We start from the raw sequence: 14246 nt of genomic DNA, 5'->3' as shown, positions 1-14246 counted from the left end.
CTGAATTCGGGCAAAAAAATGCCCGGCGGGTTTACGCCATATAATTTCTTTGGGTTAATTAATTAGGTAACGTCAGATTCTTTGGAAATAAACTCACGACTGCTTTTAAGTGATTCATTGCGCTAATCAGCGCCGTCTTTTCGTCACTCGTCAGTTCACTGAAATCAACGCCGTGACGCTCTTTGCTGATATTAGCCAGGAAGAAAATTGCGCTCAGTGCGCGGCCATTCTGTTCAGACTGGTGATCGCGCTTATTACGCATGTCTGCAATAAAGCGGTTTAGTTCGTGGCTGCAATCGCCGTACATCATGGTACGAAGCGCAGAGATATGATTAAGCGCACTTGCGCGCTGACCCGCATTCATCTGAACAGTAATACTTTCAGCTTTGTAACCCATGATTCTTTCCTCTTACCCGTTAATCCTGCCAGCAGTTCGACCTGTGAAATTGCCGGGTGCCAGCGCCTGCCCTTGTCTGCCACAATCCAGCCGTGACCGTAAGCATGGGACGGGCTTTGCCGCTTCAGAAGCGGTGCTACTGAAAAAGCCATTTCTCACACCATCCCGATTGATGCACCGATACCACTTAACACATCAGCAGTACCTGACAGCGCAGGGTTCGAGTGAACGCGAGTCTGGACAGTCAGCGCCGCCAGCATCATGCAGCGAATGCCGGTATTGGCTGCTTCAATAATCCCACGACGGCATGAGGTGGTAATACTGGCGTGATTAGCTGCACTGGCAGCAAGCGTTCCGACCTGAGCAGAAGCATTGAGCACATAAGCAGAAAACTTTTCAGCGGCGTGCTCATTTACTGGTACACACGGCAGGCAGTTAAGTTGCGCCAGCATCCCATCCATCAGCGTTGCGTCTTCTGTTAAATCGGTAAGTAAAAGCACTTCAGGAACGGTCAACTGATGGATCTGTTCTGGGTTCAGCTTGTTGCGAAGCGTCTGCACTTTCATGCCTGCTTGCTGGGCCAGCTCCCGCATGTTGTGAGTCAGCGCAAACTTGCGGCAGGCGTCTTCATAATGACTATGGGTGGAGGTTTTAAAATCAAACATGGTCATTCCTTTGCTCAACTTAAATAATTAAGTTGTTACGCAGCGATATAGCGGCAATTGATACCCTGAGCGAGCAAACGCGCGCGGAAGGCAACCATATTGATCCGTGCTGCACCACCCGCTTTTTTACGTGGCATAACAAGTAGATCACCGTCTTCAACCATCTGTTTAACGGTACGAAGGCAGTAGCCATAGGCTTGCGCGAACTGCTCGTATGTCATCAGATCCGGCCCGGTCGGTATTGTAATTTGAGGACTCATAAGTGATTATCTCCAGTTGGTAGTGTCTCTGGTGCATTAGCGTGCATTTGTTAACTTGATACGGATAATACTGGTCAATTGATCTGTTGTAAACGGGTCAATTGGTTTTTCGAGGAGTTTTATGAGCGGCGTGTTTGAAAATGTACGTGAGATTCTCGCAAGAATCCTTATTTCTTATGGTGTTAGAACGCAACAGGCTTATGCCGAACTAAAAAATATGCCCGTTGGAACTATTCATAACTGGATTAAACGCGGCAAGCTTCCCGGCGATTACGTAGTGATGTGTGCCTTAGATACAGGTGCAGATGTAAGATGGCTCATAAATGGCGATGATGCAAAAGTAGAGCGCAAGGTTAATGCTAGCCATTCGATCACTGGTGAACGGCTGCTAGAGGCCATGCAATCATCAGGTGGAAAGGTCATTCTAAAAAGGCTTATGGACGCATATGGTTTCACTATGCAGAAGCAATTAGGAGAGCACCTGGGCATACCATCGGGCACTATGAGTGCCTGGCTTAGAAGAGAACATTTTCCCGGCGAAGTAGTCATTGCCTGCGCTCTTGATACCGGCGTGTCGCTTTATTGGTTAGCGACAGGTTACGGCTCAATGTATCCAGAGGAGTCCTCTCTGGCGGATTCTGAGGACGGCACCACCAAAGTTATTAAGTATTTTCTTACTAATGGTCAATTAGTTGAAAATGGAAATTGGCGGGGTGATTCTTCATTATTTTTAGAAGATGCTAATAATCAAATCATGGTTGATAAAGGGGGTGATATTTTTTGTTTAAACACTTCCTCTCAGACATTAAGTAACGGTACATGGCTTATCAGCATAGACGGAATTCAAGATATTTATGATGTTGTCCGGCTTCCGGGTAATAAGTTAAAAATTTCTAGCGAGTCTGCATCTTTTGAATGCCAAGTATCAGACGTAACACCGAAAGGTAAAGCAGAATTCATCATCAAAAAGATTAGATAGACTGATAATGCTTTTTAGCTGTCGGTTCGTTTATGAATAAAGTTTTAAACTTTGGGTTTATTAACATGGCAATCAAGAAATTACCGTCTGGCGAATGGCTTGCTGACTTTTATCTAGATGGTCGAGGTAGCCGCCGTATACGCAAATCCTTTGAAACGAAAGGTGAGGCAGTAGCTTTTGAGGATTACACACGGGCGCAGGCCGAAAGTAAGCCGTGGATAAAGGAAAAGGAGGACCGTAGAAAGCTTAGCGAATTGATCAAACTTTGGGACTCTTTGCACGGGCAGTCACTCAAGGCTGTCAAATCTCGGAAGGCAAAATTAGATATCGTGTGTGCCGGATTAGGAGACCCAATAGCGTCTCAACTGACGGCTAAAGATTGGGCGCATTATCGTGATCGTCGCCTTAAGGGCGAGATTTCTAACGGCTATCACGATGACCAATCAAAGTGGAAAGTAAAGCCTATAACGGTTAATAGAGAACAAAACTATCTTGCCGCTGTGTTTAATGAGCTTAAGCGTTTAGGGGAATGGTCTCTTCCTAACCCGCTGGAAGGCGTCCGGACGTTCCGAGAAGATGAAAAAGAAATGTCCTGGCTTACCTTAAAGCAGATCACTGAACTTCTTAATGGTTGCGAGCTTTACGGAAAGCCAGACCTAAAGATGATATGCAAAGTTTGCCTGGCTACTGGTGCGCGCTGGACTGAGGCAGAAACATTAACCCGTTCGCAGCTGTCACCTCATAAATTGTCGTTCTTTAAAACCAAAGGTGGGAAAAACCGAACTGTTCCGATCCCGCAATGGCTATATGATGAATTGAAGGAACGGCAGGGCAGGATGTTTAAACCATGCTATCAGGACTTTAAAAAGATGCTGGCTACTACCACAATTCAGCTAATAGAGGGCCAAAAAACCCACGTATTGCGTCATACGTTTGCCAGCCACTTTATGATGAATGGGGGAAATATTCTGGTACTACAAAGAATACTCGGTCATGCGAACATTCGTGAAACCATGAAGTATGCCCACTTTGCCCCTGACCATTTAGAGGAAGCTGCAGCCCTTAACCCTCTTGCCATTTTGATGTCTACAGAATGACTACTCAGTATGTACGTGCTTGCCTTTGGTTGCACCAGATATAGGCTTAACTTACTGTTTTATAAATAAAAAGCTTATGAATCAATGGTGTCTAGAAAAAGCGTCTTAACTAAGGTATCGCTAACGCGACATCTAAAAGTTAATAGCAAACAAGGGGTTGGCATCTGCCAGCCCCTTTTTTTTTCCTGATGGCAGCCAGCTGACAGAAGCTAACCGGCAGCCGGCCGCTGAAAATGATAAATCGCAGTATTAACCGGCCCTTTCTCTAATACGATCAGGCCATAGCGACAGCCAATGAACTGACCACCGCACTTCTCAGCCACGCTCCGACTGGCCAGGTTATCCTCTGCTGCCAGAATCTCAATCACCCGGGTCTGTGGGCGTGAAAACCCCAGCGGCAGCAAAGCGGCCACCGCGCGGCTGGCGATTCCCTGACGCTGTGCATCACTGCGAACCCAGTAACCAATTGCGCTGGTGTCACCCGGATGACGGGCAAAGCGTATTCCTGCGCCCCCCAGCAGCTGGTCATGCTGATCAACGATTGCAAACTCTTCCGCCTCCTCCCTCATCCGTTGCCAGTGAGTAAAGCGGATCCAGCTTTCTGCTTCGTGAGGCTGATAATCGTGATGCGCCCAGACCATCCAGGGGATCAGGCTGTCCAGTGAGTCATTCACCGCAGCAGTAAACGCGGAAACGTCGTTAAGCTCAAAAGGTCGCAGATAGATGTTAAGTGGGGAGGCGTGCATGATGGACTCAGCATTAAAATAAACATTATGTTCATTTTGCCTGCAGCAGGCAGAAACGCAATAAAGCTAATCGTAAACTTAACTTTACGATTACCGGAAATTATTGTAGTGCGGTTATTTTTTATAATATTGATATTTATGGTTTTTGTTAAGGCGTTGTTTGTTACTTTTGATCTGTGGTAATAAATGTGTACATATAATATTGCGCTATGTATTGCCTGTGATACAGTATTTATATTCCTCGATGAGGAGCCCCAATCAGCTAATACGAGCCAAAGGATCGCTATCATGCAAAAAGACGCGCTGAACAATGTGCATATCGCCGGTGAACAGGTACTCATCACGCCTGAAGAGCTGAAAGCGAAGTTTCCACTGACCGCTGAACAGCAGGATCAGGTTGCGGCGTCCCGCCAGACCATCTCTGACATTATTGCCGGCCGCGACCCGCGTCTGCTGGTGGTGTGCGGACCCTGCTCAATTCACGATACCGAAGTGGCACTGGACTATGCTCGTCGTCTGCAAACCCTTTCTGAAGAGCTGAAAGATCAGCTTTTTATCGTGATGCGCGTCTATTTTGAAAAACCTCGTACCACCGTCGGCTGGAAAGGGCTGATCAACGATCCTTTCATGGATAACTCGTTTGATATGGAAGCGGGTCTGCACATTGCGCGCCAGCTGCTGGTGAACCTGGTTGAAATGGGTTTGCCTCTGGCCACTGAAGCGCTGGATCCTAATAGCCCGCAATATCTGGGCGACCTGTTCAGTTGGTCTGCCATTGGTGCACGTACTACTGAATCTCAGACGCACCGTGAAATGGCCTCGGGCCTGTCGATGCCGGTAGGCTTTAAAAATGGCACCGATGGTAGTCTGGGAATGGCAATCAACGCCATGCGTGCTGCCGCAATGCCGCACCGTTTTGTCGGGATCAATCAGGCTGGTCAGGTCTGCCTGCTGCAGACGCAGGGCAATCCGGATGGTCACGTGATCCTGCGTGGTGGCAAAGCGCCGAACTACGGTCCTGAAGATGTCGCGCAGTGTGAAAAAGAGATGCTCAAGGCGGGACTGCGTCCAGCCTTAATGATAGATTGCAGCCATGGTAATTCGAACAAAGACTACAGCCGTCAGCCTGGCGTAGCGGAATCCGCTATTGCGCAGATCAAAGACGGGAACCGTTCTATCATTGGTCTGATGCTGGAAAGCCATATCAATGAAGGTAACCAGTCTTCTGAGCAGCCACGCAGCGAAATGAAGTATGGCGTTTCCGTAACCGATGCATGCATCAACTGGGAAGTGACCGAAACGTTGCTGCGTGAAATGCATCAGGATCTGCAGGGAGTGCTGTCGGCGCGTCTGTCACAAGAGGTGTAAGAGCAATGGTGGCTGAACTGACCGCGTTACGCGATCAAATTGACAGTGTTGATAAAGCGCTGCTGGATCTGCTGGCTAAGCGACTGGAACTGGTGGCCGAAGTAGGAGAAGTGAAGAGCCGTTATGGCCTGCCTATCTATGTGCCTGAGCGTGAAGCGTCGATGCTGGCTTCGCGTCGCAAAGAGGCCGAAGCGCTCGGCGTACCACCGGATCTGATTGAGGATGTGCTGCGTCGCGTAATGCGGGAATCCTATACCAGCGAGAATGACAAAGGCTTTAAAACCCTTTGTCCTGAACTGCGTCCGGTGGTCATCGTCGGTGGTAAGGGCCAGATGGGCCGGCTGTTTGAAAAAATGCTCGGGCTATCTGGCTATACGGTTAAAACGCTGGATAAAGAGGACTGGCCACAGGCTGGGGCACTGCTTAGCGATGCCGGCATGGTGATCATTAGCGTGCCGATTCATCTGACCGAGCAGGTCATTGCTCAGCTGCCGCCACTGCCTGAAGATTGTATCCTGGTCGATCTGGCGTCAGTGAAAAACCGGCCTCTGCAGGCGATGCTGGCCGCTCATAACGGCCCGGTACTGGGTCTGCATCCGATGTTTGGCCCGGACAGCGGCAGCCTGGCAAAACAGGTGGTGGTCTGGTGTGATGGAAGACAACCGGAAGCGTATCAGTGGTTCCTGGAGCAGATTCAGGTCTGGGGTGCGCGTCTGCATCGTATCAGCGCTGTTGAGCATGACCAGAACATGGCATTCATACAGGCGCTGCGTCACTTTGCGACCTTTGCGTATGGTCTGCATTTAGCCGAAGAGAACGTCAATCTGGATCAGCTGCTGGCGCTCTCGTCACCCATTTACCGGCTTGAACTGGCGATGGTGGGGCGGTTGTTCGCGCAGGATCCGCAACTCTATGCGGATATCATCATGTCTTCAGAGAGTAATCTGGCGCTGATAAAACGCTATTACCAGCGGTTTGGTGAAGCGATTGCGCTGCTGGAGCAGGGCGACAAGCAGGCATTTATCACCAGCTTTAACCGGGTTGAACAGTGGTTTGGCGATCACGCAAAACGCTTCCTGGTCGAAAGCCGAAGTCTGCTGCGTTCGGCCAATGACAGCCGCCCATAAATAACAGCCATCCATCTATGAAAAAGGCATCCAGCTGGATGCCTTTTTTTATTCTTTTTATTCGCCAGGCTCAGCGGGCACCACATTTTCGCTGGGGTAGCAGCCCAGTACCTTCAGAGAGCGGGTCATGGTCTGTAATTCCTGAAGCGCCTGCTGCATCCGCTCCGATTGCAGGTTGCCCTGCACATCAATGTAAAACATCTCTTCCCACGGATTGCCATTAATCGGGCGGGACTCCAGCTTGCTCATAATCAGATTGTGCTGACGCAGAACCAGCAGCGCATCAACCAACGCACCCGCCTGCTGGCCGGTTGCCATAATCAGCGTGGTTTTCGCTGGCACCTGATCTGAAACCTCGATGGCTTTGCGGGCCAGCACGATAAAGCGGGTATGGTTCTGCTGCTGATTCGCCAGATTACGCTCCAGCACCTGCAGCTGATAGAGCTCGCCACCGGCTTCACTGCCCAGCGCCGCCACCTTAGGTGAGTTGAGCGCAGCCACTTTCTCCATCGCTGCCGCGGTACTCTCGGTATATTCGATCTTCCAGTGCGGGAAACGGTTAATGAACTGACTGCACTGCTGGAAGGGCTGAGGATGGCTGTACACCGTCTCAATCTGCTGCAGATCGGTAAAACCATTCACCAGCACGCAGTGGTCGATAGGTAAGGTCAGCTCGCCCACAATAGAGAGACTGGTCTGTTGCAGCAGATCGTAGACATCGTTGATCGAACCCGAACTGGTGTTCTCAATCGGCATCACGGCGTAATCAGCCACGCCATTTTCGACCTGCTTAATGATGTCGTGAAACTTCAGGCAGCCACACTCCACCATGCTATCGAAATGACGTGACGCGTAGTTGCGTGCGGCAAGGTGCGAGTAAGAGCCTTTCGGACCCAGGAAAGCGATGCGGGCGGCATGTGCATGGGGATGATTGAGGTTTTTCTGCAGCAATGCCTGCTGCGTCAGTACGGAATCTTCGATGACCAGCTGGAACAGGCGGGTGATGTAGTGCGCATCCAGTTTATGCGCTTTACCCAGCACAATCAGATTCTCCAGCAGCGCGCGTTCGCGCTCCACATCGCGAATCGGGCGATGCGTTGCCAGTTTCGCTTGTGCGACTTCCACTGCCAGCAGACGACGCTCGGCCAGCAGCGTCAGAAGTTTTTTATCCACTGCGCTGATCTTATCGCGTAGTGCCAGCAATGGATTGTCGGGATTCATAGGGCTCACCTGTATGCTATCCAATAAAAAAGCCTCCCGGTTGGGAGGCTTCGTTGTTCGTCTTCGCTTTCATTTTCACACGACGAATAGCCTCCCGTTCAGGGGAAGGTAAAAAAGAAAGCGAAGAAAAACAGATCAGGTTTCATGTGAACGTCCGAAAAAAGAGTGACCTGAGAGTAACCGTACTGATTAAAAGCTGTCAATAAAAAACGCGCCCGGAGGCGCGTTATGAAAATCAGGACTCTTCGTCGGCGGGGATAATGTCTTTTACGCTGGCACTGGCGCGGCGCGCTTCAGACTTATGCTGAACTTTATTCAGCTGACGTTCGAGCTTCGCGATTAAATCGTTGATCGCGGTATACATATCATCATGCTTGGCGCTGGCCACCAGAGTCCCGTTAGGTGTGTTAATAGTGGCGTCAGCCACGAATTCTTTGGGCTCTTTGGAGAGGACAATATGTGGGTTAATCAGGTCGGTTTGCCATTTTTCGAGCTTGGCGAGACGGTCTTCAACATGGCTTCGGATTGCCGGAGTGATGTCCATTTGTTTACTGGTAATGTTCAGAACCATCTTTCTTACCTCTCTGTCATTTCCGTCTTGGTCTTTTCAGCATAGCGCGAAAAAGCGTTGAATGTGAGATTTCGGTCACGAAAAAATGTCACTTTTTGTCAGTCACAACATTCTGTGAGAAAGGCAGAGAAACTGGCCGAAATGGCTTGAAGCGAAACGATTAACACGGCATGCTTGATGAGTTAGCTCGCTGGCAGCAGATCCACTTATGACTGTTCTTTGAGCAAAAAAAAGCAGCCATCACAGGCTGCTTTTTTTTATGGCTGAAAAGCTACCGGGCTATCAGCTGTTGTTCGCTGCAATGATTTTCGCCACTTTGTCTGCTTCAGCGTTCAGTTGCAGATTGCGGTAAGCATTTTCCATCAGCGGCAGTGCATCGTGTGTTGCCTGAGTATCCGGATAATCGCGCATCATACCTTCGACACGGTTAACAACCGCGACATACGCCTCGCGCTTAGTATAGAATTGCGCCACTGACAGCTCATATTTCGCCAGGCGGTCTTTCAGATAGACCAGACGTTTCTGAGCATCAGCCGCATACTGGCTGTTCGGGTAACTGCGCAGCAGTTGTGAGAAGTCGCGGAAGGCATCACGAGCGTGCGTCGGATCGCGGTCAGAACGATCAATACCAAAGAAGCCCTGCAGTGCTGAGTCATCCAGCGCCATATCCGTCAGACCTTTCATATAGATGACATAGTCAATGTTCGGATGTGTGGGGTTAAGACGCATAAAGCGGGCAATGGCAGCCTGTGCCAGGGGCAGATCGGCATTTTTATAGTACGCGTAGATTAAATCCAGCTGCACCTGCTGCGAATAAGGACCGAACGGATAACGATTATCCAGCGCTTCCAGTTGCTTAATCGCAGCTTTAAAGTTACCGTCCTGCAGCTTTTGCTGCGCTGTAGCATAGATTTCAGAAGGCGGGCTGTCCGGTACCGCGTCATTTGAGCCGGAACAACCTACAAGTGCCAGGCTCAGTGTGGCAGCAGCCACCAGATGTTTCATACGCGTCATGACGAAGTGATTATCCTCAAATGTTATGGCGGAAGCTGTCCGTATAGCTCCCGGTAATGACCAGGTACGATAGCACATTATATTAAACGGCATCGCCGTGAAAACCCAACGTTAACGAAGAAGCTGTATATGGCACAACAAGTTCAACTCACCGCAACGGTATCCGAATCACAACTCGGACAACGCTTAGATCAGACTTTGGCGGAATTGTTCCCTGATTATTCACGTTCCCGCATAAAAGAGTGGATCCTCGACCGTCGCGTGACAGTAAACGGCGTCATGGTCGATACACCTAAAGAAAAAGTGCTGGGCGGCGAGCTGGTCGCGATTGACGCTGAGATCGAAGAGGCACAGCGCTGGGAACCGCAAAATCTGCCACTCGACATCGTTTATGAAGATGAGGACATCATCGTCATCAACAAACCACGCGACTTTGTGGTTCACCCTGGCGCCGGTAACCCGGATGGTACGGTACTCAACGCCTTACTGCATCACTATCCAGCGATTATGGATGTGCCGCGTGCGGGCATCGTACACCGCCTGGATAAAGACACCACCGGTTTAATGGTGGTTGCGAAAACTGTACCGGCTCAGACGCATCTGGTGGACTCGCTGCAACGTCGCGAAATCACCCGTGAATATGAAGCGGTTGCGATTGGTAATATGACGGCGGGCGGTACTGTTGAGCAGCCTATCAGCCGTCACTCAACCAAACGCACCCACATGGCGGTTCACCCGATGGGTAAGCCGGCGGTGACGCATTACCGCATCATGGAGCACTTTCGCGCGCATACCCGTCTTCGCCTGCGTCTGGAAACCGGTCGTACTCACCAGATCCGTGTGCATATGTCTCACATCAGCCATCCGCTGGTGGGCGATCCGCTTTATGGGGGCCGTCCGCGTCCGCCAAAAGGCGCATCAGAGGCATTTATCACTACGCTGCGCGGTTTCGATCGTCAGGCACTGCACGCCACCATGCTGCGTCTGTATCATCCTATCAGCGGGATTGAAATGGAATTCCATGCGGCGCTTCCACAGGATATGGTTGATCTGATCGCGGCGTTAAAAGCAGACACCGAAGAATTCAAAGACCAGATGAACTGGTGATGAATCTGATTACGCCTCAATGGCCTGCTCCGTCACGCGTTCGGGCCTGCTCGACGCAGCGACAGGGCGGCATCAGTACATCGCCCTGGGATGCACTGAATCTCGGCGGGCACGTGGGGGATAATCCGGATACGGTAACGCGTAACCGGCAGTTGCTGATGGAAGAGGCGGGCTTGCCTGCGATGCCGCAGTGGCTGGATCAGGTTCATGGCACTGAAGTTGTGCGTCTGGCTGCAGGAGCAAGTACGCCATTGTGTGCCGATGCCTGTATCACCGATCAGCCTGGCGTCGTCTGCGCCATCATGACCGCTGACTGCCTCCCGGTCCTGTTCTGTTCGCAGGATGGGACGGAAGTGGCGGCGGCACATGCAGGCTGGCGCGGACTTTGTGCGAGTGTACTGGAAAATACGCTGGCGCAGTTTCGTTCGCCATCGGATCAGATCCATGCCTGGCTGGGTCCGGCAATCGGGCCGGATGCATTTGAAGTTGGTGCAGAAGTACGTGAGGCCTTTATGGCTCAGGATCCTCGCGCCGTGCAGGCTTTCCGTCCTTCAGGCGGCAAATTTTACGCTGATATCTGGCTGCTGGCGCGTATGCGACTGCAGGCAGCGGGCGTGAAATCAATCAGTGCCGACAGCCGTTGTACCTTCACCCAGCGCGACGATTTCTTTTCCTTCCGTCGCGATGGGATCACCGGGCGTATGGCAACTTTGATCTGGCTGTTATAACCTTACGCCATAAGACGGTCCAGTTAGCGTGTTTTTTACTCAAATCTCAGGTCATTAACCTTGAAAATTTGAGGGATGACCTCATTTAATCTCCAGTAGCATTTTGACCTGTAATGGGAGGAATTATGCGTCTGGATCGTCTTACTAACAAATTTCAGCTGGCTCTCGCCGACGCGCAGTCCCTGGCTCTGGGACACGACAACCAATTCATTGAACCTCTGCACCTGATGAGCGCGTTGCTCAAACAGGAAGGCGGATCGGTTTCACCTTTACTGACTTCTGCGGGTGTCAACGTTACGCCTTTTCGCGCTCACATTGAGGAGGCCATCGATCGCCTGCCACAAGTTGAAGGCAGCGAAGGGGATGTACAACCCTCATCTGACCTCGTACGGGTATTAAACCTGTGCGACAAGCTGGCGCAGAAGCGCAATGATAACTTCATTTCATCCGAATTATTTGTTCTGGCCGCCCTTGAATCACGTGGTGCACTGGCCGATCTGCTTAAAGCCGCGGGCGCAACGCGCGAAAAAATCACCAGTGCGATTGAACAGATGCGGGGAGGAGACAACGTGAACGATCAGGGGGCTGAAGATCAGCGCCAGGCATTAAAAAAATACACCATTGACCTGACCGAGCGAGCCGAGAAGGGCAAACTCGATCCGGTGATTGGTCGTGATGAAGAGATTCGTCGCACTATCCAGGTTCTGCAGCGCCGAACCAAAAATAACCCGGTGCTGATTGGTGAGCCTGGCGTGGGTAAAACCGCGATTGTTGAAGGGCTGGCGCAGCGCATCATTAACGGTGAAGTCCCTGAAGGCCTGAAAGGCCGCCGGGTACTGGCGCTGGATATGGGGGCGCTGGTGGCCGGGGCGAAATATCGTGGTGAATTCGAAGAGCGTCTGAAAGGCGTACTGAGTGACCTGTCGAAACAGGAAGGCAACGTCATTCTGTTTATAGACGAGCTGCACACCATGGTGGGAGCCGGTAAAGCGGACGGTGCGATGGATGCCGGTAACATGCTCAAGCCAGCGCTGGCGCGTGGTGAACTGCACTGCGTAGGTGCCACTACGCTTGATGAGTATCGCCAGTACATTGAAAAAGATGCCGCGCTGGAGCGTCGTTTCCAGAAAGTCTTTGTGGCTGAGCCGACTGTGGAAGATACCATCGCCATTCTGCGTGGTCTGAAAGAGCGTTATGAGCTGCATCACCATGTGCAGATCACTGACCCGGCGATTGTCGCAGCAGCAACGCTTTCTCATCGTTACATTGCGGACCGCCAGCTGCCGGACAAAGCGATTGACCTGATCGATGAGGCAGCTTCCAGCATTCGTATGCAGATGGACTCGAAGCCGGAGTCACTGGATCGCCTTGAGCGCCGTATTATTCAGCTGAAGCTGGAGCAGCAGGCGCTGAAGAAAGAGGCGGATGATGCCAGTATCAAACGTCTGGAGATGCTGGAAACTGAGCTGAACCAGAAAGAGCGCGAATACGCCGAGCTGGAAGATGAGTGGAAGACTGAAAAAGCCTCGCTGTCCGGCACGCAGAATATTAAAGCTGAACTTGAGCAGGCGCGTCTGAACTTAGAGCAGGCTCGTCGTCAGGGCGATCTCGCGCAGATGTCAGAACTGCAGTACGGTAAAATTCCTGAACTGGAAAAACAGCTGGCCGCAGCGACTCAGGCGGAAGGCAAAACCATGAAGTTACTGCGCAACCGGGTAACCGATGTGGAGATTGCCGATGTGCTGGCGCGCTGGACCGGGATTCCGGTGGCGCGAATGATGGAAGGTGAGCGCGATAAGTTACTGCGCATGGAGCAGGATCTTCATGGCCGGGTCATCGGACAGGATGAAGCGGTTGAAGCAGTATCAAATGCGATTCGCCGTAGTCGTGCTGGCCTGTCAGATCCTAACCGGCCTATTGGTTCCTTCCTGTTCCTGGGCCCTACCGGGGTAGGTAAGACCGAACTGTGTAAGTCGCTGGCTAACTTCCTGTTCGACAGTGACGATGCGATGGTTCGTATCGACATGTCCGAATTTATGGAAAAACATTCAGTGTCGCGGCTGGTGGGCGCACCTCCGGGTTATGTCGGCTATGAAGAGGGCGGTTATCTGACCGAAGCTGTACGTCGTCGTCCTTATTCGGTAATCCTGCTGGATGAAGTCGAGAAGGCGCATCCTGATGTCTTCAACATTCTGCTGCAGGTGCTGGATGATGGGCGTCTGACGGATGGGCAGGGTCGTACGGTCGATTTCCGTAACAGCGTGGTGATCATGACCTCTAACCTGGGATCGGATTTAATCCAGGAACGGTTCGGCAATCTCAGCTATCCGGAAATGAAAGATATTGTTATGGGTGTGGTCGGACAGCATTTCCGTCCGGAATTCGTCAACCGTATCGATGAGGTGGTGGTGTTCCATCCGCTGGCTGAGAAACACATTGCTTCTATTGCGCAGATTCAGCTGCAGCGGTTGTACAAACGTCTGGATGAACGTGGCTATCAGCTGCACATCTCCGATGATGCGATCAAACTGCTGGCGGAGAACGGGTATGACCCGGTCTATGGTGCGCGTCCGCTGAAACGGGCGATACAGCAGCAGATTGAGAACCCGCTGGCTCAGCAGATCCTTGCAGGTTCGCTGGTGCCGGGTAAAACCATCGAAATGGATGTTGTAAACGACGTCATAACTGCACATCAGTAAGGGTGCGAGTTGAAAAACGGGCCTCTGGCCCGTTTTTTTTGCCCTTTTGGGGGATTCTTGCTTATTTATTACTCCTTTTGAGCGCAAATTGAACGGTCAGTAAAAAAGTTGTGATTTGCACTTGCGCTATCTCAGCCGTTCCCTATAATGCGCCTCCACTGACACGGCAAACCGGAAACGGGAAACGGGTTGAGAGGCACAGGAGACTGCGCCGCCGGAGAAAAACTTCTGAAATAGAGGTTGACTCTGCAGGAGGAAAGCGTAATA

The 14246-nt window shown here is 51.2% G+C and carries 16 protein-coding genes and 1 other annotated feature; of the genes, 7 read left to right on the top strand and 9 right to left on the bottom strand.

The window, feature by feature from the left end:
- Positions 1 to 58: 58 nt before the first annotated feature.
- Genes N1689_RS19015 through N1689_RS19000 form a run of 4 tightly spaced genes read right to left on the bottom strand, consistent with a single transcriptional unit; the run spans position 59 to position 1322 of the window.
- Positions 59 to 397 carry a DUF5347 domain-containing protein gene (locus N1689_RS19015; RefSeq protein WP_260059805.1) on the bottom strand — a complete coding sequence of 113 codons (339 nt, stop codon included), beginning with the start codon at positions 395 to 397 and terminating at the stop codon, positions 59 to 61.
- Complete coding sequence (locus tag N1689_RS19010) at positions 361 to 549, bottom strand: phage filamentation protein Fil family protein (RefSeq protein ID WP_260059804.1); 189 nt, start codon at positions 547 to 549, stop codon at positions 361 to 363. The genes N1689_RS19015 and N1689_RS19010 overlap by 37 nt, the downstream gene beginning before the upstream one ends.
- A gap of 3 nt (positions 550 to 552) precedes the next feature.
- Positions 553 to 1062 carry a phage regulatory CII family protein gene (locus N1689_RS19005; protein WP_260059802.1) on the bottom strand — a complete coding sequence of 170 codons (510 nt, stop codon included), beginning with the start codon at positions 1060 to 1062 and terminating at the stop codon, positions 553 to 555.
- 35 nt (positions 1063 to 1097) lie between these two features.
- Positions 1098 to 1322: a hypothetical protein gene (locus N1689_RS19000; RefSeq protein WP_260059801.1), complete on the bottom strand. Its 225-nt coding sequence runs from the start codon at positions 1320 to 1322 to the stop codon at positions 1098 to 1100.
- 121 nt (positions 1323 to 1443) lie between these two features.
- On the opposite strand from N1689_RS19000, the gene N1689_RS18995 reads away from it, so the two are divergent.
- On the top strand, positions 1444 to 2301 hold the full coding sequence (locus tag N1689_RS18995; protein ID WP_260059799.1) for a helix-turn-helix domain-containing protein: 858 nt from the start codon (positions 1444 to 1446) through the stop codon (positions 2299 to 2301).
- Between the two features lie 65 nt (positions 2302 to 2366).
- A complete protein-coding gene (locus N1689_RS18990; protein WP_260059976.1) occupies positions 2367 to 3398 on the top strand; it encodes a tyrosine-type recombinase/integrase in 1032 nt (343 codons plus the stop codon).
- A gap of 209 nt (positions 3399 to 3607) precedes the next feature.
- Here the strand turns inward: N1689_RS18990 and N1689_RS18985 are convergent, their stop codons facing one another.
- A complete protein-coding gene (locus tag N1689_RS18985) occupies positions 3608 to 4144 on the bottom strand; it encodes a GNAT family N-acetyltransferase (RefSeq protein ID WP_161736783.1) in 537 nt (178 codons plus the stop codon).
- 288 nt (positions 4145 to 4432) lie between these two features.
- On the opposite strand from N1689_RS18985, the gene N1689_RS18980 reads away from it, so the two are divergent.
- Positions 4433 to 5512 carry a 3-deoxy-7-phosphoheptulonate synthase gene (locus N1689_RS18980; protein ID WP_260059798.1) on the top strand — a complete coding sequence of 360 codons (1080 nt, stop codon included), beginning with the start codon at positions 4433 to 4435 and terminating at the stop codon, positions 5510 to 5512.
- Between the two features lie 5 nt (positions 5513 to 5517).
- Entirely contained in the window at positions 5518 to 6639 is a 1122-nt protein-coding gene (gene tyrA / locus N1689_RS18975) for a bifunctional chorismate mutase/prephenate dehydrogenase (RefSeq protein ID WP_161736781.1), read from the top strand.
- Positions 6640 to 6696: 57 nt separating this feature from the next.
- Here the strand turns inward: tyrA and pheA are convergent, their stop codons facing one another.
- From pheA to bamD, 4 genes are all read right to left on the bottom strand, one after another.
- The gene (pheA, locus tag N1689_RS18970; RefSeq protein ID WP_260059794.1) at positions 6697 to 7860 is read right to left on the bottom strand and encodes a bifunctional chorismate mutase/prephenate dehydratase; all 1164 of its coding nucleotides are present in this window, start codon (positions 7858 to 7860) and stop codon (positions 6697 to 6699) included.
- Between the two features lie 22 nt (positions 7861 to 7882).
- Positions 7883 to 8007: a sequence feature (Phe leader region), on the bottom strand.
- Entirely contained in the window at positions 7959 to 8006 is a 48-nt protein-coding gene (pheL, locus tag N1689_RS18965; RefSeq protein WP_193555295.1) for a pheA operon leader peptide PheL, read from the bottom strand. (Overlaps the previous feature by 48 nt.)
- An 88-nt stretch (positions 8008 to 8095) precedes the next feature.
- The gene (raiA, locus tag N1689_RS18960; RefSeq protein ID WP_161736779.1) at positions 8096 to 8431 is read right to left on the bottom strand and encodes a ribosome-associated translation inhibitor RaiA; all 336 of its coding nucleotides are present in this window, start codon (positions 8429 to 8431) and stop codon (positions 8096 to 8098) included.
- A 282-nt stretch (positions 8432 to 8713) separates the two neighbouring features.
- A complete protein-coding gene (bamD, locus tag N1689_RS18955; RefSeq protein WP_009086788.1) occupies positions 8714 to 9445 on the bottom strand; it encodes an outer membrane protein assembly factor BamD in 732 nt (243 codons plus the stop codon).
- 129 nt (positions 9446 to 9574) lie between these two features.
- Between bamD and rluD the strand changes: the two genes are divergently transcribed.
- The 3 genes from rluD (at position 9575) to clpB (ending at position 13979) form a co-directional block, all read left to right on the top strand.
- Positions 9575 to 10552 carry a 23S rRNA pseudouridine(1911/1915/1917) synthase RluD gene (gene rluD / locus N1689_RS18950; RefSeq protein WP_013358810.1) on the top strand — a complete coding sequence of 326 codons (978 nt, stop codon included), beginning with the start codon at positions 9575 to 9577 and terminating at the stop codon, positions 10550 to 10552.
- Positions 10552 to 11280, top strand: coding sequence for a purine nucleoside phosphorylase YfiH (yfiH, locus tag N1689_RS18945; RefSeq protein WP_161736778.1), 729 nt, complete (start codon positions 10552 to 10554; stop codon positions 11278 to 11280). Before rluD ends, yfiH begins: the two co-directional genes overlap by 1 nt.
- Positions 11281 to 11393: 113 nt before the next feature.
- Positions 11394 to 13979: an ATP-dependent chaperone ClpB gene (gene clpB / locus N1689_RS18940; protein ID WP_202605109.1), complete on the top strand. Its 2586-nt coding sequence runs from the start codon at positions 11394 to 11396 to the stop codon at positions 13977 to 13979.
- Positions 13980 to 14246: the final 267 nt, after the last annotated feature.

This window comes from Pantoea sp. XY16 (assembly GCF_025153065.1).
Lineage (GTDB): Bacteria > Pseudomonadota > Gammaproteobacteria > Enterobacterales > Enterobacteriaceae > Pantoea > Pantoea alfalfae.
This window is presented reverse-complemented; position numbering and strand designations above follow the sequence as displayed.

Bases quoted from the DNA above. Each gene is read 5' to 3' on its own strand.
- clpB (WP_202605109.1), top strand. From the start codon at position 11,394: ATGGGAGGAATTATGCGTCTGGATCGTCTTACTAACAAATTTCAGCTG.
- tyrA (WP_161736781.1), top strand. From the start codon at position 5,518: ATGGTGGCTGAACTGACCGCGTTACGCGATCAAATTGACAGTGTTGAT.
- N1689_RS18990 (WP_260059976.1), top strand. From the start codon at position 2,367: ATGGCAATCAAGAAATTACCGTCTGGCGAATGGCTTGCTGACTTTTAT.
- N1689_RS19005 (WP_260059802.1), bottom strand. From the start codon at position 1,062: ATGTTTGATTTTAAAACCTCCACCCATAGTCATTATGAAGACGCCTGC.
- N1689_RS18985 (WP_161736783.1), bottom strand. From the start codon at position 4,144: ATGCACGCCTCCCCACTTAACATCTATCTGCGACCTTTTGAGCTTAAC.
- N1689_RS19015 (WP_260059805.1), bottom strand. From the start codon at position 397: ATGGGTTACAAAGCTGAAAGTATTACTGTTCAGATGAATGCGGGTCAG.
- N1689_RS19000 (WP_260059801.1), bottom strand. From the start codon at position 1,322: ATGAGTCCTCAAATTACAATACCGACCGGGCCGGATCTGATGACATAC.
- rluD (WP_013358810.1), top strand. From the start codon at position 9,575: ATGGCACAACAAGTTCAACTCACCGCAACGGTATCCGAATCACAACTC.
- bamD (WP_009086788.1), bottom strand. From the start codon at position 9,445: ATGACGCGTATGAAACATCTGGTGGCTGCTGCCACACTGAGCCTGGCA.
- pheA (WP_260059794.1), bottom strand. From the start codon at position 7,860: ATGAATCCCGACAATCCATTGCTGGCACTACGCGATAAGATCAGCGCA.
- yfiH (WP_161736778.1), top strand. From the start codon at position 10,552: ATGAATCTGATTACGCCTCAATGGCCTGCTCCGTCACGCGTTCGGGCC.
- N1689_RS18995 (WP_260059799.1), top strand. From the start codon at position 1,444: ATGAGCGGCGTGTTTGAAAATGTACGTGAGATTCTCGCAAGAATCCTT.
- N1689_RS18980 (WP_260059798.1), top strand. From the start codon at position 4,433: ATGCAAAAAGACGCGCTGAACAATGTGCATATCGCCGGTGAACAGGTA.
- N1689_RS19010 (WP_260059804.1), bottom strand. From the start codon at position 549: ATGGCTTTTTCAGTAGCACCGCTTCTGAAGCGGCAAAGCCCGTCCCAT.
- raiA (WP_161736779.1), bottom strand. From the start codon at position 8,431: ATGGTTCTGAACATTACCAGTAAACAAATGGACATCACTCCGGCAATC.